Annotated in this window: 12 protein-coding genes and 1 CRISPR repeat array; of the genes, 8 read left to right on the forward strand and 4 right to left on the reverse strand. The window is 58.0% G+C overall.

What is annotated here, in order from left to right; genetic code table 11:
• Positions 1-119: 119 nt before the first annotated feature.
• Positions 120-404, forward strand: coding sequence for a TlpA family protein disulfide reductase (locus IPM54_06585; protein ID MBK9259489.1), 285 nt, complete (start codon positions 120-122; stop codon positions 402-404).
• 963 nt (positions 405-1,367) lie between these two features.
• A complete protein-coding gene (locus IPM54_06590) occupies positions 1,368-1,535 on the forward strand; it encodes a hypothetical protein (GenBank protein ID MBK9259490.1) in 168 nt (55 codons plus the stop codon).
• 116 nt (positions 1,536-1,651) lie between these two features.
• Positions 1,652-6,312: direct repeats of the CRISPR family, unit length 37 nt; unit sequence GTCTCAATTCCTGTTCTGGTGAATGAGCTTTTCGCGG.
• A 519-nt stretch (positions 6,313-6,831) separates the two neighbouring features.
• On the opposite strand, the gene cas2 is transcribed toward IPM54_06590, so the two are convergent.
• The 3 genes from cas2 to IPM54_06605 all read right to left on the reverse strand — a co-directional run bounded on the left by cas2 (position 6,832) and on the right by IPM54_06605 (position 9,391).
• On the reverse strand, positions 6,832-7,122 hold the full coding sequence (cas2, locus tag IPM54_06595) for a CRISPR-associated endonuclease Cas2 (GenBank protein ID MBK9259491.1): 291 nt from the start codon (positions 7,120-7,122) through the stop codon (positions 6,832-6,834).
• Positions 7,123-7,131: 9 nt separating this feature from the next.
• Positions 7,132-8,934: a CRISPR-associated endonuclease Cas1 gene (gene cas1 / locus IPM54_06600; GenBank protein MBK9259492.1), complete on the reverse strand. Its 1,803-nt coding sequence runs from the start codon at positions 8,932-8,934 to the stop codon at positions 7,132-7,134.
• 151 nt (positions 8,935-9,085) lie between these two features.
• Complete coding sequence (locus tag IPM54_06605; GenBank protein MBK9259493.1) at positions 9,086-9,391, reverse strand: hypothetical protein; 306 nt, start codon at positions 9,389-9,391, stop codon at positions 9,086-9,088.
• Between the two features lie 124 nt (positions 9,392-9,515).
• On the opposite strand from IPM54_06605, the gene IPM54_06610 reads away from it, so the two are divergent.
• From IPM54_06610 to IPM54_06635, 6 genes are all read left to right on the forward strand, one after another.
• Positions 9,516-9,740 (forward strand): hypothetical protein, encoded by a 225-nt coding sequence (locus tag IPM54_06610; protein ID MBK9259494.1) that lies wholly within the window; start codon positions 9,516-9,518, stop codon positions 9,738-9,740.
• 11 nt (positions 9,741-9,751) lie between these two features.
• Complete coding sequence (locus tag IPM54_06615) at positions 9,752-10,159, forward strand: HNH endonuclease (GenBank protein MBK9259495.1); 408 nt, start codon at positions 9,752-9,754, stop codon at positions 10,157-10,159.
• Between the two features lie 365 nt (positions 10,160-10,524).
• Entirely contained in the window at positions 10,525-12,405 is a 1,881-nt protein-coding gene (locus tag IPM54_06620) for a hypothetical protein (protein ID MBK9259496.1), read from the forward strand.
• Positions 12,402-13,379: a type I CRISPR-associated protein Cas7 gene (locus IPM54_06625; GenBank protein MBK9259497.1), complete on the forward strand. Its 978-nt coding sequence runs from the start codon at positions 12,402-12,404 to the stop codon at positions 13,377-13,379. Before IPM54_06620 ends, IPM54_06625 begins: the two co-directional genes overlap by 4 nt.
• Positions 13,349-14,107 carry a CRISPR-associated protein Cas5 gene (cas5, locus tag IPM54_06630; protein ID MBK9259498.1) on the forward strand — a complete coding sequence of 253 codons (759 nt, stop codon included), beginning with the start codon at positions 13,349-13,351 and terminating at the stop codon, positions 14,105-14,107. Before IPM54_06625 ends, cas5 begins: the two co-directional genes overlap by 31 nt.
• Positions 14,104-16,404 (forward strand): CRISPR-associated endonuclease Cas3'', encoded by a 2,301-nt coding sequence (locus tag IPM54_06635; protein MBK9259499.1) that lies wholly within the window; start codon positions 14,104-14,106, stop codon positions 16,402-16,404. Before cas5 ends, IPM54_06635 begins: the two co-directional genes overlap by 4 nt.
• 69 nt (positions 16,405-16,473) lie before the next feature.
• On the opposite strand, the gene IPM54_06640 is transcribed toward IPM54_06635, so the two are convergent.
• Positions 16,474-17,247, reverse strand: a complete 774-nt coding sequence (locus IPM54_06640) for a hypothetical protein (GenBank protein ID MBK9259500.1) — start codon at positions 17,245-17,247, stop codon at positions 16,474-16,476.
• Between the last annotated feature and the right edge of the window lie 349 nt (positions 17,248-17,596).

Consider the following 17,596-nt stretch of genomic DNA (forward strand, 5'->3'; position numbering starts at 1 on the left):
GCATTCACATGTGCCTGTCGACTCGCCACTTCACACGTCGTGAATCCATATTCGCCATTATTTCCGCGAGCGTTTTCGCCGGCTGTGCGATCCCCATGCGGCCACCATTGCCGGGATCGATGCAGCATCCGCTGCTTGGTGAAGTGGGCCCGTCGTTCGAATGTGTTTCACTCGACAATCAGACGTTGAGTGTGCCGAGTCACGGAACAGCGAAGGTCGTCGTGGTTGATTTCTGGGCCTCATGGTGTGAGGCGTGCAAGGTTGGGATGCCGGCTCTCGAACGGCTCTATCGCGATAACCGTCGCGATGGGCTCATGGTCGTCGGTGTGAGCGTGGACGCGGACGCCGAGCAAGCACGCGATGCGGCGCGTCGGCTTGGAATGACATTTTCCGGTCGTACATGATCCAAGCCAAGTTCTTCTGTCTGCGTACGGCGTTGGCTTCCTCCCCTACGACGGTCGTCTTCGATGCTGATGCGTGTTTGAGGTTTGTCGGAAGAGAACCCGCGGGTATCAAGCGCGCCGTCCGAATCCTCCTGGCCAAGTGATCTCATGGCATTCATGGCTTCTTTCCACTGGAGGACATCAAATACCTTTCCAGCCAATCGCGCGACTTCGTCATTCGAGCAGTCGTCGAACAGTGGCATCGCACATCGAAAAAGGGATGTATCGGATCCAGTTCTTGGGAGACACCATGAACCCGGCGTTGCGCGCCAAGTAGCCGTCCAAGGTTTTACCGGGGAAGCGCCGCCCCGGGTTGAAGTGGCTGTCTCAAAACTCGAAATCCCCGTCCTCAATGCACGCTCGCGCAAGTCCAAAATCGTGATCACAAGCTCCGGCTGTCTCAAAACTCGAAATCCCCGTCCTCAATGCACGCTCGCGCGGGGTTAAAACCCCGCGCTACACATTCAAAAGTCCCTCACTTCCGTTCGGGACTGGCGTTGTGCGATCTCGGATCGTTATCGAAAATCTCCGACGATTTCGCAATAGATTGCATTTCACGAGCGCGGCTTTGGGCCGCTCGAGCAGCTTGGCCTCTCGGTCGACGCGGTCAAAGGTGGCCCCGAGCACGTGCGCGCTGCCTTGCCGGGGCTTCCCGAGGAGCTTTTGCCCGCGTTCGAGCTCGCTGTTGGCCTGCTCTGAGGTGGGGCGCATGGGGAGAAGCTCGCGAGCCTCGGCTTTGCTGCTCGGCGGCGAAGCGTCGAGGGTACGTTCTTTGAGGTCGATGCACGGTTCCCGGTGCGCGGCGGCTGGCCGCGTGGGGCCGGACTGGGAACGGCATAAGGCTCCTGCCGGTGTATGACCCGAACAACGTTTTGCAGTTGAACCAGGCCATCTTCGATAAAGCCGAGGCAATCCACGATCCTCGTGGACGCGGTGGTCGACCGCGCGCTCGCTGGCCCCACGGAGCTATTGCCGGACGAGCTCGCGACGCTGCTTCCCACGGCGCCGGATGCCGAGCGATTGCTCGAAGCACAACGCATGCTTCGGAAAGTGGGCATTACGTGGCCCGGGTCGCCGGAGATACCGGAGTAGCCGCGGCCAACAGGTGCCAATCCTTGAACGAGGCCGTGCGTAAGGCCGTGGGCAAAGTCCGTGAATGAGCTTTTCGCGGGGATTGGCAAAATGTTTTTCAGCGGAGAAACCCCGAGGTCTCAATTCCTGTTCTGGTGAATGAGCTTTTCGCGGAAATACGGAATGGCTGCACCACACGACTCCTTTTAGTCTCAATTCCTGTTCTGGTGAATGAGCTTTATGGAAATACGGAACGGCGCACCACACGATCCTTTTAGTCTCAATTCCTGTTCTGGTGAATGAGCTTTTCGCGGAGCTCGGCGCGAACATCCGCGAGACGCCGGACGGATCGTCTCAATTCCTGTTCTGGTGAATGAGCTCGCGGGAATTTGCGAGAGCTTTTGGATACGGGCAAGGCAAGTTCTCAATTCCTGTTCTGGTGAATGAGCTTTTCGCGGCCATTCCTGAAGATGTCCTCGAGGACTACGAGAACGTGCGTTCTCAATTCCTGTTCTGGTGAATGAGCTTTTCGCGCTGGACGAAGGAGGACGAGAAGAAATGCGAGGACGATGTCTCAATTCCTGTTCTGGTGAATGAGCTTTTCGCGACCAACGAGAAGGAGGTGCGGAAATGGTGGGCTGGTGTCTCAATTCCTGTTCTGGTGAATGAGCTTTTCGCGGATATCGCGCCGATTGCGTATCCGCGGAAAAGAAGGCCGTCTCAATTCCTGTTCTGGTGAATGAGCTTTTCGCGGCTCGACGTCAACGCATACGTCGATGACGACACGACGAAGTCTCAATTCCTGTTCTGGTGAATGAGCTTTTCGCGGAAACCAGCGGCCGGCGCCGCAGAAAGAAACCAATGCGGTCTCAATTCCTGTTCTGGTGAATGAGCTTTTCGCGGTGAAGAGCCGCCCGTCGAAGTCGCGGCCGAAGTGGAGGCGGTCTCAATTCCTGTTCTGGTGAATGAGCTTTTCGCGGTCCAAGAGGTGAAGACCCGTGTACGTGGCGAGCTATCCGGTCTCAATTCCTGTTCTGGTGAATGAGCTTTTCGCGGGCCAAACGTCCGGAAGCTCGGGCAGTTCACCCTCACGCCGGTCTCAATTCCTGTTCTGGTGAATGAGCTTTTCGCGGGCAGCAATGCCAATAAAAACCAACAATGAGGCGAATGTGGAGTCTCAATTCCTGTTCTGGTGAATGAGCTTTTCGCGGTGCCCTCTCTGGTGCCGTGGCGTACCACCTCATCACGTCTCAATTCCTGTTCTGGTGAATGAGCTTTTCGCGGTGCGTGTCCGCCCAAGAAAAGGCGGCGCAATTCGGAACGGTCTCAATTCCTGTTCTGGTGAATGAGCTTTTCGCGGAACTGGAGCCGGTGCTCTCGGTTGTGAAAGGCAAAGGGATGTCTCAATTCCTGTTCTGGTGAATGAGCTTTTCGCGGGCACGGTTGCAAGCCCGTGTGGAGGTGCGCAATGAGGTCTCAATTCCTGTTCTGGTGAATGAGCTTTTCGCGGTGACCAGTCCACATCACCCAACGTCGTACCCTCGCAGTCTCAATTCCTGTTCTGGTGAATGAGCTTTTCGCGGTGCAACGGCGTAGGGTGTGGAAGCACGAGTCGAAGGACGAGTCTCAATTCCTGTTCTGGTGAATGAGCTTTTCGCGGACCGTGTGGGCAACCTGAAGAGGAAACGGATACGGTGGGTCTCAATTCCTGTTCTGGTGAATGAGCTTTTCGCGGTGCGGTAGACGGTTGTTTTTCCTGCTGCCGGAGTGAGCGGTCTCAATTCCTGTTCTGGTGAATGAGCTTTTCGCGGCGATTGCGGAAGCGCGGGCCACGCGCGAAGCAGAGCGCGGTCTCAATTCCTGTTCTGGTGAATGAGCTTTTCGCGGCTCGTGCAACTGAAAACCGGATCGAATGAAATCACGATGTCTCAATTCCTGTTCTGGTGAATGAGCTTTTCGCGGGCCATGGCGCATGGCCAATTCGTGCAATTTTACGGCAGGTCTCAATTCCTGTTCTGGTGAATGAGCTTTTCGCGGACGAAAACTAATCGTTCTGGCGGCTTGCGATTGCGCGGAAGTCTCAATTCCTGTTCTGGTGAATGAGCTTTTCGCGGCCCGAATATCAATCAAACTCCGCGTTGGAATTGAGCCCGTCTCAATTCCTGTTCTGGTGAATGAGCTTTTCGCGGATGACCGAACAAAAAATGCTTCCGCCTGAAAAACTAGTCTCAATTCCTGTTCTGGTGAATGAGCTTTTCGCGGGTCGGGCAAGATAAACAAAGTATTGAATCATTGGTTGGTCTCAATTCCTGTTCTGGTGAATGAGCTTTTCGCGGGCCGATCAATCCATTTTTGGCTGCAAGGAGAGAATTAGTCTCAATTCCTGTTCTGGTGAATGAGCTTTTCGCGGTCACAAAAGATATCCTTTGTAGATTTTCTGACAAAGTCTCAATTCCTGTTCTGGTGAATGAGCTTTTCGCGGTATTCCGCCAACATCCACCAAATCGGAAAGGTGCACAGTCTCAATTCCTGTTCTGGTGAATGAGCTTTTCGCGGAACTCAATCAACCATTACAACCATCAGAAGTTAGAAAGGTCTCAATTCCTGTTCTGGTGAATGAGCTTTTCGCGGGAACGGCGCCCGCGTATCGCAGCTCGATCCTCAAGCGTCTCAATTCCTGTTCTGGTGAATGAGCTTTTCGCGGTTGGTGCGATTCTCCATTTGTGCGCGAAAGGCGCGCGAGGTCTCAATTCCTGTTCTGGTGAATGAGCTTTTCGCGGCTGCTTGCGCCGTCGGTGCACACACGGACAGTCATAGTCTCAATTCCTGTTCTGGTGAATGAGCTTTTCGCGGTTGGCAGTACTTCTACGACGATCCACTCACGAAAGACGAGTCTCAATTCCTGTTCTGGTGCATGAGCTTTTCGCGGAGAAGGGGCCAGCGTGGGGCAAGATCACGCACATCGAGTCTCAATTCCTGTTCTGGTGAATGAGCTTTTCGCGCGAGCAGCACGCGGTGCGATTCACCATTTCGATCAAGAGGTCTCAATTCCTGTTCTGGTGAATGAGCTTTTCGCGGGACTGTCCACCTCTCGCTCAACCTGATCTTGCGCCAAGTCTCAATTCCTGTTCTGGTGAATGAGCTTTTCGCGGCGTGCAGCGTATCATCACGTGCGCCAAGGGCGAGATCGTCTCAATTCCTGTTCTGGTGAATGAGCTTTTCGCGGAATGCGCAGGGACCTCACACCGTCGGTCACCGTCTCGAGTCTCAATTCCTGTTCTGGTGAATGAGCTTTTCGCGGGCCGCAAGCGCGCCGATGTGCTGCGTGAAGCGTTGGTCTCAATTCCTGTTCTGGTGAATGAGCTTTTCGCGGAAACGCTGCACTCAATTCAGCAAAAAGTGCCATCATCAGTCTCAATTCCTGTTCTGGTGAATGAGCTTTTCGCGGAATGTCACCGCCCGCCAGTCCGCCCATTCCAGTCCGCCCATTCCAACAAAGGGTCTCAATTCCTGTTCTGGTGAATGAGCTTTTCGCGGATATCGAATTGATGTGGCCGTACAAGCCGCTGGCAGTCTCAATTCCTGTTCTGGTGAATGAGCTTTTCGCGGAATGGGCGCGAGAAGTGGACCGGACCCGAGAAGAACGTCTCAATTCCTGTTCTGGTGAATGAGCTTTTCGCGGGAATGAATCTCCATTTTTGTGTCAAAGGCGCCGGTGAGTCTCAATTCCTGTTCTGGTGAATGAGCTTTTCGCGGTCCGCGGCGAGCACAACATTCGAAACCAACATGAGCGCACGTCTCAATTCCTGTTCTGGTGAATGAGCTTTTCGCGGCCCGCCGTGGTCACACATCTCCGACGGCAGTACCCCAAGTCTCAATTCCTGTTCTGGTGAATGAGCTTTTCGCGGACGACGGGCGCGCCTTCAAATCGGTTATCGCCAACGAAGGTCTCAATTCCTGTTCTGGTGAATGAGCTTTTCGCGGCGCATTCGTTCGCGCTGTGCTTCGGGCTACCGGCGCGGTCTCAATTCCTGTTCTGGTGAATGAGCTTTTCGCGGGCAGCAACGTCGGAAGTGGTTGCATTCCCGAAAGGCGGTCTCAATTCCTGTTCTGGTGAATGAGCTTTTCGCGGGTGTTTTGCGAGGTGTAGCGTGAGCGAGGACATTCACGTCTCAATTCCTGTTCTGGTGAATGAGCTTTTCGCGGACTTCGTTCTTTTGCTGAAGGGCCAAGCCCATCGAAGGTCTCAATTCCTGTTCTGGTGAATGAGCTTTTCGCGGCACGGCCTTGGCTTGGTCCACGACGATCTCGAACTGCGCGTCTCAATTCCTGTTCTGGTGAATGAGCTTTTCGCGGTGCAGCCGCACGTTCCTCGCATTCGGCGATGATCATCGGCGTCTCAATTCCTGTTCTGGTGAATGAGCTTTTCGCGGCACCGCCAACGACAACGCGCGCCCTGTGCCCGGAATGGGTCTCAATTCCTGTTCTGGTGAATGAGCTTTTCGCGGCGGCATACCCGCCCTCGCGGTTCGTTTGGGCAAGCGTCTCAATTCCTGTTCTGGTGAATGAGCTTTTCGCGGACCGTCAGCCATGGAACACCTCAGAAGAAGCCCCCCCAATTCCTGTTCTGGTGAATGAGCTTTTCGCGGCGAGGACCTCGTTATTCAACCGCACCTCGGCTTTGAAGTCTCAATTCCTGTTCTGGTGAATGAGCTTTTCGCGGCGTGCCAAGCCCGATCTTTTCCAGGTCGAATTCGACGCGTCTCAATTCCTGTTCTGGTGAATGAGCTTTTCGCGGCCCGCCTTCGTAAGTCGTGGAACTCGTTCGCGCTTTCAAGCCTCCTGCGAGCGGCGGGCCACGCGACGCCCGCAATACACATCGTAGACGGATCCTCCTCCGTTGGCAAGTCCCACCCCACCCACGAATCCTCGTACGTTCGCCCACCGCGAGCAGCCCCCGGCACCCCGTTACATCGAACCCGCTCGCAACACCCCCACCATCATCAAAAAATCGAACAAGCCCCTCCCCCTTTGCCCCTTGACAAACCTCACGCCTTACCCATCCCCCACCCCGGCGCAATGCCGATCCCTCGGAGCGCCGGCCCGCGCTCGACGCCCCGAAAGATCGCTCCCCATTGTCAAGGACCTCGGCCGCCTCCTGCACCGACATGCACCAAGCATCACTCCGCAAGTGACCGCTCGAGCGCTCGTCAACCACAAAAGACAGCACGCAGCCATCTTCCGCCAATCACTCGCCCTCTTCAACCCCCTTTCGCACCGCCCACGACAATTTTTTCAGTCAACCTCGACGCCCACGTCAAATCACTATCGATCCACGCTGCTGAAGTCGCCAAGGCAAACCAATCGTCTTGACTTGCTCCAGCTCCCTCCGCTCCGCCGCACCCAAGTCGATGAACATCACCTGATCCTCCTTCTGGTTCATCACATCGACGATCCGCTTCTCCAAAAGCACCAACTCCTTCTCCGTCAAAAGCGCCTCGTACACCGAATCCTGCACTCGCACGGCCACCGCCTTCACCACTCCATGCACACGCCGCAGCCGCTCGGGATCCGCAATGTCGTACGAAACCAAATACCTCGTCACCATGTCGCCCCCTCAGCGCGTCGTCAGCGCCACGTACCTGTCCGTTTCCCCTTCGATCACCCGCGCAAGCACTCGCGCCTGCAGCTCGATCGCCCGCCGATACGTCACCCGATACCCAAACACCGGATGCGTGATCTCCTCCTCGCGCCGCTGATCGAGCGCCTGCAAAAACGCTCGACGCGCACCGGGCTTCATCGTCACACCTTGCAGCTCACGATGAAAATCATCGGCCAAGACCCGCTTCTCCGCGACGACGCGCAGCACCGTCGAGTCCACGATCAGCACTCGAAATTCCTCCACCAAGTCGAGGCCCAGCGCAGGCCTGCCCCAGCCCATTCCATGCAAAAAACCGCGCATCGGGTCGAATCCGACGCGCCGAAGCACGTCCGCACATTCGCGCGTCAAGATCGCATACCCGAACGACAACATGGCATTGACGGGATCCCGAGGCGGCCTTCGATTGCGACCATCCATCTCGAACGCCGCACCTCCGCGATCTCGAAAGAGCCGCGCCAAACCATCGAAGTAGAGCCGCGCCGCGCGCCCTTCCACACCACGCACTTCGTCCCCCGTCATCGCTCCATTCAGCGTGCGCCCGAGCGACTCCCACTCGCTCGCCATCGCATCGGTGAGCATGCCGTGTCGCCGCAGAAAGACCCGCTGATTCTTGATTTTCCCGCGCACGATCTCGCGCGACAAGGAGAGCGTTTTTCCCGCATCCGTCGCCCACGCGTGCTGCGCCGCTCGAAGCGCCACGTTGCTCGACAAACCCGTCGTCACGCTCCCGAGCAGCCGCCCATGCGCTTGATGAAACGAGACGGGAATCGATCGCTCGAGGCACCCCATGATCGCCGCCGTCGACACTTGGACCGCGCCCATGACGACCAGCGCGTCGATCGAATCCATCGCGATTCGCAATGGTTTGCCCTGGGGCTTTCCATCGGCATCGGGCGGAGGTGCGACGACGAGCGCTTCGCCTTCTTTGCGCACGGAAGCGCCCAAGGTCGAGACCGTCACCGTGCGCGTCTCCATGGACGACGCGACGAGCCGCCGAGCTTTTGCCAAAGGCCCCGCGGGCGGCGGAGGTTCGTCGTCGTTCGTGTCGGCAAACCCATCTTCCGGCGCTATGCCTCGACGCAGCACGAGTGACTCGTCGGGCAAACACACTTCGACGAGCGAGCAGCCTTTGCACTTGGGGCTATCCACGAGCGGCGGAGGTCGTTCGGCGAGGTGCTGGGCCGCGCGCGCGTTTGCGATGGCATCGAGCGCCGCGTGGCGTAGCTCGGGCGTGAGCGTCACGCGCGATCGAGCGCGACTTTTGCGATAATACAGCTCGGCGTGGGGCACGGCGTATCCGGCTTGTTCGAGCGCCATGGCTTGAATGGCGACGTGGATGGCGTCGGCGTCCCACACGCCTTTGGCGAGCGTCACGTGAGGCGAGTCGTCGGCCGGCCCCGAACCGCTTTTCATTTCGGTGGGAATGGCGGTACCTGCGCCATCCAGCAGCACGCCATCGAGTTTCGCGACGATACCGAGGGCCGAGTCACCCAAGTCGATGGCGCGCGCTTGTTGCCATTCGACGGGTGCGTCGTTCGCGGCGTCTTCTTCGGGTGTATCGACTTTCACATCGCGTCGTGCGCGGGACGAGCCTTTGGCGTCGATTTTTTCGTGGGCATGACGGCCGCGCCAAACGTGTTCGTTGGCGACCATCGAGCCTTCGACGTGCATGTAATGAAAGAGCCGCGGGCAATAGATCCATTCGACGATCATGCGGAGCGGCAGAGGTTTCGTTTGTGTCGATTCGTTCGTGTCCATTTGGTGCCCCCTTTGGAAGGGGCGAGCGTACACGAATGGTCGCGTTCCGGGACGAACGACGGAGGGGAAACGAAGTTATGGTGTGGGGTGCGTACGAGACGAACTGTGGACAATGATGAATATGTCGTGGACTCGATGTTTTGGGGCGCGGTCAGTCGTTGCCGAACACGTCCGCCGCGGACTTGGCGCCGATGACGTTGTCGGACCAGCGCTCGAGCGTCGCGAGGTCGTTACACGTTTCGATCCGTGCGCGTTGTGCGTCGGTCAGCTCGATGCCAGCGCGCTTCAAGAGCCGCAGCAGCGTGCCGCGCGTGCCGTCGAGCTTGCCCTCACGTATCCCGCGGTCGACGAGGGCTTGCGCGAAGGGGGGAAACTTGTACGGCTTTCCTTGGACGTTGTGTTCCATGATCATCGCCTCGATGGCCTGTTTCAGAGCTTCGCGTACGTGATTGTACACCAGGTCGATGCCTTGGTAATGCACAAGGATGTGGTGGCGTGGCTATTGGGCGGTTGGAACCGGCGGCGCAGGAATGCGAGGGAAAACGTTTGGCGGGCTGCTCCCAAGGTGGTAAGCTCATGCGATGAGTTCGAGTACGGATACGGTCGTTCTCTCGTTCCCGCGCGCGATTGTTCCTGAATTGCCTACCCTATCGAAGAGCTTGACGGAGCGCATGCACGGGCTCTTGGAACGGAACACCGATGGAGTGCTCACCGCCACCGAGCGTGAGGAGCTGGAGACGCTGGTGCAGATGTCGCAGTTTGCGCAGCTCTTGGCGATGGCTGCGCACAGGGCGCTCGGAACTTGAGTCGTTCGGCGATCCCTCGAAAGCTACGAGACGCCGTATTCGCGCGTGATGCCGGGCGATGCTGCTATTGCCGATTGGCACAATTCGGGCATGGCGCAACTTTTCATATCGATCACATCATACCGCGAAGCAAAGGTGGAGCGACATCGCTGGCAAATTTGGCACTTCAATGTCCCAATTGCAGCCTTCACAAGGCCAACAAGATCGCTGCGGCAGACCCAGAAGGCGGCGAATCCGTACGTCTTTTTCACCCCCTGGACCAGAGGTGGTCGGAGCACTTCCGCTTGAACGCCGATGGGGCCATCGATGGATTGACAGCGACGGGCCGAGCAACGATGACAGCGCTCGGCATGAACGCAATGATTCCTCGCTTTGCGCGCGCATGCCAATTGGCGCTGGGCCTGTGGTCCTCGGATTGAACGACCGACGACCGGCATCACGGTTGCGCGACGCAGGCGAGCGAGACCAGCGCATTGCATCAATAGGGCGATGATGAAGGCTGCTCGGCAACGACGAGCCGATGCTATGCGACGCCGCTGCAGAAAAGAGGGATGACGGGTCACGGCGTGTCGAGGGGACGCGGTTGGGAGTGGGGGCGTGGAGAGCAACGGCGATGGCGGGTGGGGCTGCGGGGCGAGGAGGCGGTACTCGGTAGCGGCGAAGGAGCGTGGTTTCGAGAAACGTGTCCCCGACGTACGATTTTTCTTGTGTCCGGTGTTCGACAGGAGTACGCGCGGGTACGGCTGGAACGTGTCAGCAGACCGCACCGAGGACTTGCACGAACATGTTGCGCGCGTTGATTCAGCTTGCTCCCAAGGTGACCACGGCATCGGACGTGCCGCTGGCGGTGCGCGAGCTGCAGGTGGTGGCCGAGTTTCCTGCGGCGGGCGAGCGCGCGTACATCATTGAACCTGGCCCCGGGGGAACGCTGCGCGCAACGGCCATCGAGGTGGACGAGAGCTCGCGATTTCGGTTTCCGTTTCGGCGTCCGCCGGGGCCTCGATCGCCACAAATCGGTCCAATTCTGAAGAGAACCATGGATCCGAAAAAGGGTGTCGGCCCCAATGCGACAACCATTGCGGCGACGCTTGCCCACTTCGAATCACTCGCAAATGCGGGCGCACCAGCGTCCAGAGTATACCGTGCCGTACTCGATTCGTTGGGCGCCGGAACTGCCGTGGAAAGAACCGCACGTGTAGGCGAAGCGCTTGCGGCGATACCAGAAAAAAAGACCGTCTACGTGTCGCTCGGCACGCCACCAGGGGACGACGCCGACTATGCGGCGCACGTGCTCGAAGTCGTCAGCAGTGAGCTTTACGGCATTGATGAAGCCACACCCTTGGCAAGGTGTCCGATTTGCCAACGAAATGCACGGTTGGGGGCGAACGCGCTTCGGGGCGCCAAGTTGAACTTTCTCAACATGGACAATCACGGCTTTTTCGCTGGATTCGACGTCGACCGAGCGAGCGATCGATTTGCCGTGTGTGCAGCGTGCGCAAGTGCCATCGCGAGCACATACATCCATCAAAGGGCGAAGCTGCGAGCATACATCGCTGGAGCTTCCGCGCTGGTACTCCCCTATATCGTGGCCCCGGCTGCCGGTGGATATGCAGCACGAACTGCCGCGGACATCCTGGACAAGATCCGTACTGGAAAAGGCACCGATGCTGCGGAAGGCGATCTTTTGAGCGACCTTGCCGAAGAGTCGTCACTCGCGAGTTTCCACATTTTATGGGCGACAACTGGTGATTCTCTGGATGACGTCACTGGATTCATTACGGACGTGCCGTGCACCCGGCTTGGCATTCTTTCCGCACGCAACAAGATCGCCAATGCATGGACGGGAGGAGTATTGCCGATGCGACGAGCGCGCCCCTTCGACCTCCGGCTCTCGCTCGTTGCCGACGTATTCGCGCATCCAGGCGGAAAGCGCACGGAGCGACGAAATGGCCTTCGACTGGCAGCAGTTCGCAAACAAATTGCGCGAAGCGTCTATCTTGCCGCACCGATGGCGGTGGGGCCGTTGATGCACGAATTGCGTGACATCATTGCGGATTACCTGGTCGATCCTACGGTCGAGGAACGCTACGTTGCTTCCAATTTCACCTTCGAACCTCCGCCACCGAAAAAAGCGGGAGCGGAGGTTCGCATGAATGCTGCTTCATGGATTCGTCATGCTGCCTTGTTGCTCCATTATCTGAGGGACTTGGAGGTTTTACCCCCGATGACAAACGCAGAGCGATACGTGCCGCGTTCCGAGCGGCTTCAGAAATTGGTGACCCCGCCGAGTGGCATCGATACGGACGAAAAGATGTTCGCATTCGTCACGGGAATTCTTTTTGGACGAGTGCTCGTCGAGCAATCGAAAAAAGGTGTCAACGTCCGTTCGAATGCCCTCACGTGGCTTCGCCGAGGCACGCTGACGGGTCGTGATCTACCTGGGCTTTACGTCAAGATCCGAGAAAAATTCAGCGAATACGAGAGCGAGCGATGGTCGGTGTTGCGCGACGTCGTCACCGACGCGAGCGAGCTTGGCCGGCGCCTGGGAACGAACATCTCGCTCGATGCGGACACCGCCATGTATTTCATTTTCCTCGGGCAAGCGCTCGCAGGAGACGTCTTCAATCCCAAGGAAACACCGATGACTGCCGAGGGTGCACCATGAGCACGGACACGAAGCTACTCCAATCGCGACGCGAAATCCTATTCTTGTATGACATTCGCATGGGCAATCCCAATGGGGATCCGGATGAGAATCGCCCGCGACAACTTCCCGACGGGACGTTTTACGTGACCGACGTAAGACTCAAGCGGTTTGCTCGCGACTACCTGAAAATGCGTGGCGAGGACATTCTCGTCGATCAACTCGATGGGCAGGCGGTCGACTTGGCCAAACGTGTGCTCGGGTGGATGGAGGCGAAAAAGAAGGGGCAACTTACTGGATCGGAACTGGTTGGCGCCATTCTCGACGGCTTCATCGACGCGCGCATGTTCGGCTCGTCCTTGGCCATGAAACCACCGTCGAATGCAAAGAATTGGGACCCGTCACCAAGACCGAAAACCTTGACGGGCGCGGTGCAATTCAACCACGGCGAGGTCCTGCATCCGGCCGAAGAATTGCTCATTCGAGGCACGTCCACATTCACGTCTGGCGAAAAGAAGGACGGAGGAGATCGCGAACAAGGGACGTTCACGGATTACGCCTGTTTGCGTTATGGGCTCATTGGATTTTCAGGTATCGCGAACGAGCATTCGGCGGTGTTGTCGCGCATGACCGAGAACGACTACGACCAATTGCTCGGCGCGTTGTGGAACGGCGTGCGCGTCGCCGCGAATACGCGCACGAAAACGCAGCAATCACCACGACTGCTGGTCGATGTTCGATACAAGCCGGGGGTCGAATATCAAGTGGGCAACCTCATTACGTACGTAAAACCGATTTCTCGAGGAGACAAGGTGGATCCGCGCCATTGGTCGAGCTGTGATGATTTCAATCTCGATGCCGCGCGGCTCGCCGGCAAGCTGGAAACCGCACATGCGGCAGGACGTATTGCAAGCGTCAACGTAACCGTAGACTCCGACGTTGCGTTCACGGGGGAGCTGCCATCGTGGTGGACGAAGCAATCGCTCGACCACTGACGGCCGTCCGCTTTCGGTGGCATGCGCGTTTCGGATTCTTCTTGCGCGCAGAAGCCCCGGTCGTGGGTCTTGGATATCCGCTACCTCCACGCACGGCGGTATTGGGGCTCATTGCGAACGTGTTGGGTTTGGCAAAGGACGAGCTTGCGACGGAGCTGGCTGCGTCCCACGTAGCGCTGCTCGGTGCGTGTCCACGTACGCATTGGCACGCATGCAACCTTCGAAAAATCAAGCAAATGCGTTTCTTGCCAGCAACCTATTCGGCCAAGAAGCCACCCGACTTGTTCATGTCCGAAGAGAGCAACACGCAGTCGCGGCAAGAATGGCTCATCGAGCCGAATTTTGAAGTGATTGCGTCGCTGCCCGCTCGATGGCACGACGCATTTGCCGCACGCATGCGTGAAGCACGAACGCACTTCACGCCTTGCATGGGCCTTTCGGAGATGATTGCGTCCGTCGAATACACGAGCGACGAGACCCTCGTCCCGCTCGCGCAGGGCACGTACCGCGTTCGATCCGTCGTACCGCACGATGCAACCACGTACATTGACGTCGATGCGATTTTGAAGGAAAAACTCCGCGTGTTGTCCATTGCGCTCCCGCGCGAGGTCACCGTGGAACGTCGGTTCACGCATGCCACTTATTTCATCGCCCCCGACGGCAACGGACTGCCGGTGCACACCAACGGCGCCTGGCAATCCTCGGCGGGACCGGTGATGTTCCTGTGATCGAAAAGTCCCGCATCCAAAGCCATCACGATCCGCGGCGCTTTTTAAAGCAACACGTTGCGGAAATCATTGCCGCCACGAACGCGATTCTCGAACAGCACGGGCAGCTCGCATGGCGAACACTCGGCGGCGAACGCCTCGCAATAGACCTCGCACGACTTCACGACTTGGGAAAAGCAAGTCGCTCATTTCAAGAGTACATTGCCGATCCCAAACACTGGAGCGGAGACGCGCGACGCAAAGCGCACACGCTCTTGTCGTTGGTACTGGCGACTTCGTGGGCAAAGGGTGCGCAATGTAATGACAAGGAAATGATCGAACGAGCGCTCGCGGTCAAGGGCCATCATGGAGGGCTCCCGTTCGACGACGCTTCGCTACGTGGACCGCTGACCGAAACCGAATGGCGCGATGCGCTGTGCGCAGAGATTCCTACAATCGACATGGGGGCGCTGGTCGCCGAAACGGATCTCGCACCAGCCATCGTCGTGCAAGATCCGGTCGTGGTTATACGGCAGGTCAATCGGATTCTCATGCAAGCGCTCGATGCGTGGCGCGTGCTTCCGTCCGACGAAATGCGTCGAGCGCGGTTCATCGCGCGCGCGGGCTATTCTGTGCTGCTGGAGGCGGACAAAGCATTTCTTGCCGTGGAGCGGTCCGAAGTGCGTAGCTACCTGCACCGCGATCGCCGCAATCTTCCGGCTGCTCGTGTGGCATCGATGCTCAATTCGCTCGATCAAACGCCCATGGATGCGTTACGCGAGCGTGCGCGTAGTGCAAGCTTGGCGAGTTTTGCCAAGCATCGCGAAGAAGGAATTTTGACGCTTACGCTGCCGACAGGAGCGGGAAAAACGTTACTCGCTGCCCAATGGGCACTCGACGAGCGTGCCCGGCTGGCAGGGGCGAACGAGACACCGACCATCGTCATTGCTTTGCCCATGTTGTCCATCGTCGACCAAACCGAGAAGGTATGGCGCGAACTTTTGGATGTAGACGCCGACGACGGCGACACCTTATTACCATTTCATTCGCTTTCCGATCGAGCATACGACTGCGAGCTCGACGCCGGCACCGCAGACTTTTTCATCGATACATGGCGCAGCGAAGTGGTCATCACGACGTTCGACCAAATACTCCTTGCGCTATATTCCGATCGCGCAAAACACGCGATGCGCTACCATCGCCTTCTCAATGCGCTTATCATCATCGACGAGGTGCAGTGTGTTCCGCCCGCGTTGTGGGCAGCCATGTCGGAAGCTCTCGATGCGCTCAACAAACTCGGTCGTACGCGCATACTCGCGATGAGTGCCACACCGTCACCTTGTTTGTCTGGTGCCACGGAAGTACTCGACGATCCAGATTCGCTATATGCAGGACTGACACGTTACGAGTTACACCTCGAGCATGAAACCGCCATCGATTTCAATACTTTCATGACGAATACGGTGCGCTTTTGTCACGAAGCACTGTCGCGTAATGAAGGTATGCTCGTCACGGTCAACCTGCGGGCGACTGCGCAAGAGACTCTCGAAGGACTGATTGCAGCAGGATTCGATCCTTTGCTCCTGAGCGGCGACATGACGCCATTCCATCGGCTTTCGGTGATAGAGACACTCAAGCACGACCCCTCACATATCGTCGTGAGCACACAATGCGTCGAGGCGGGCGTCGACTTGGACATGCATCGTGTCATCCGTGATTTCGCACCGCTCGATGCGCTCGTACAAATTGCTGGGCGATGCAATCGCCATGCTCGACGGACGACTCCGGGCACGGTCACCGTCGCGCAGGTGCGCAATCCATTTCAGAAAGGAAAGCTGGACGCCGAGTGCATTTACGATCCAATCCTGCTGCAATGCACACGCGACACGCTTCATGGAAAAGGCCTCGTTCCAGAAGCCGATGTGTTATCGCTGTGCCGCGATTATTATGCTCGCGTTGCGGCGAGAAAGGTCACAGGTCGGCATCTCCTCGACAAGTGGGCCAGAATCGAAGCACCGCTCGATGTGCGCGGCCTGTTGCGCGGGGACGAAACCAAACGGCAACAGGTTTTCGTGACGGAACAGGACCCAACATTGAAACCAGCGCTCCTGACGGCTCTCGACATTCGTGACCATTGGGAACGGCGACGCGCGCTCCGTGCGCTGGCACCTCGAATGGCACGTCACGTGGTGACCGTATCGCAGAGGGTCTTCGATTCGCTCGCTACACAGACGATCGGACGAATTGGGGTTTGGCACGAGCTCTTGCCGGGGCAGTATCACCGGGTTCGCGGAATCGACTCCCGTGTGACTCGCTAATAACGCCGCAGCCCCGCCGGTACTCCGACGGGGCTGCTTGCGCACGTCAACGCGATCGATCGCTCACCATCACGTCACCGGTGGCGTCACTGCCTCGGCTTGCGGCGCCTCCACCAATCTCCCCGCAGCGCGCGCCGGATACCGCGCCACCAATTCCTCGAGCGGCCCGCGCAATGCCAATGCCTGCTCCCGATCCGCTCCAGCACTCCCATGCTCCGCCATGAATCCAAGCATGTCCGCAACCACCCCAAATGCCGACGCACATGCCATCGTCGCCTTCGCCTTGCGCAAATACGGCGCATGCGCACTCTCACCATGACCAATCGCCAATGCCAATTGGTCCGTCGCCTGCGCAATGTCCAGCATCACGGAACCAAGCCCCAGCAATGCCACGTCCGACGCCGCTTGCCCCTGCGAAATGAGTAGCTGCTGCTTGCGACCAAAATCCACCTCCTGCTGATACCGCAATCGCGTCTGCCCCTCACCCGCCCCAATCAACAATAACTTTTGCAAACGCGCCGCAGCCTCGCGCTTCGCCACATCGTTCGACATCCCCGCCACACCAAGCTCCGCATTGAGCAATTTTTGACAACCATCCCACTTGCGATCACATTCCTTCGCACTCCACGCACCCTCGATCGCGCGAGCCAACGATGCTATCCCCCACTTCAATCGAAGCTTCAATACCACCACCACCGGCGCCTCCCCAAGCGGCTTCAGCGCATACTGATTCGTCCCTTCATATCCCGACACGTCGACGAGCCCCCACGCTCCCACCGAAAGCTCCACATCGAATGCAGAAAATCCAGCCGCCGGCACATGCGTAAATACAAGATGCTCCATACCCGCCTCCTCTCCACCCGCCTCAGCAGGTTCTGTCCGGTTTCGTTGCAGCCCCACGGCAGATTTTCAAACTTTTTGTAGAACAGTATCGACGAGATCGTGCGCCGGGGAAGACCAGCCGCGCCCTGGTGCGACAACGTCTCCCGTCGAAGCGGCTCGGTGACAAACGGTAACGAGAAGCCAAAGCGCCTCAGAAGAAGTCGACATGCTCCACGACCGGAATCGCGACCGGCGTGACACGTTGCCACTCCAAACCAAAATGTCGTCGCTGCGCAGGGCCCCTCGGGAAATCGTCCAACGTGGCCAGCACCGCGACGAGAAAAGCCGAAGGTCACCCGCGCATCGTCAG

Source organism: Polyangiaceae bacterium, from assembly GCA_016715885.1.
Lineage (GTDB): Bacteria > Myxococcota_A > Polyangia > Polyangiales > Polyangiaceae > Polyangium.

Excerpts from the sequence above, each read along its gene's own strand:
- IPM54_06585 (MBK9259489.1), top strand. The coding sequence starts at position 120 with ATGCAGCATCCGCTGCTTGGTGAAGTGGGCCCGTCGTTCGAATGTGTT.
- IPM54_06610 (MBK9259494.1), top strand. The coding sequence starts at position 9,516 with ATGAGTTCGAGTACGGATACGGTCGTTCTCTCGTTCCCGCGCGCGATT.
- cas2 (MBK9259491.1), bottom strand. The coding sequence starts at position 7,122 with ATGGTGACGAGGTATTTGGTTTCGTACGACATTGCGGATCCCGAGCGG.
- IPM54_06620 (MBK9259496.1), top strand. The coding sequence starts at position 10,525 with ATGTTGCGCGCGTTGATTCAGCTTGCTCCCAAGGTGACCACGGCATCG.
- IPM54_06640 (MBK9259500.1), bottom strand. The coding sequence starts at position 17,247 with ATGGAGCATCTTGTATTTACGCATGTGCCGGCGGCTGGATTTTCTGCA.
- cas1 (MBK9259492.1), bottom strand. The coding sequence starts at position 8,934 with ATGGACACGAACGAATCGACACAAACGAAACCTCTGCCGCTCCGCATG.
- IPM54_06625 (MBK9259497.1), top strand. The coding sequence starts at position 12,402 with ATGAGCACGGACACGAAGCTACTCCAATCGCGACGCGAAATCCTATTC.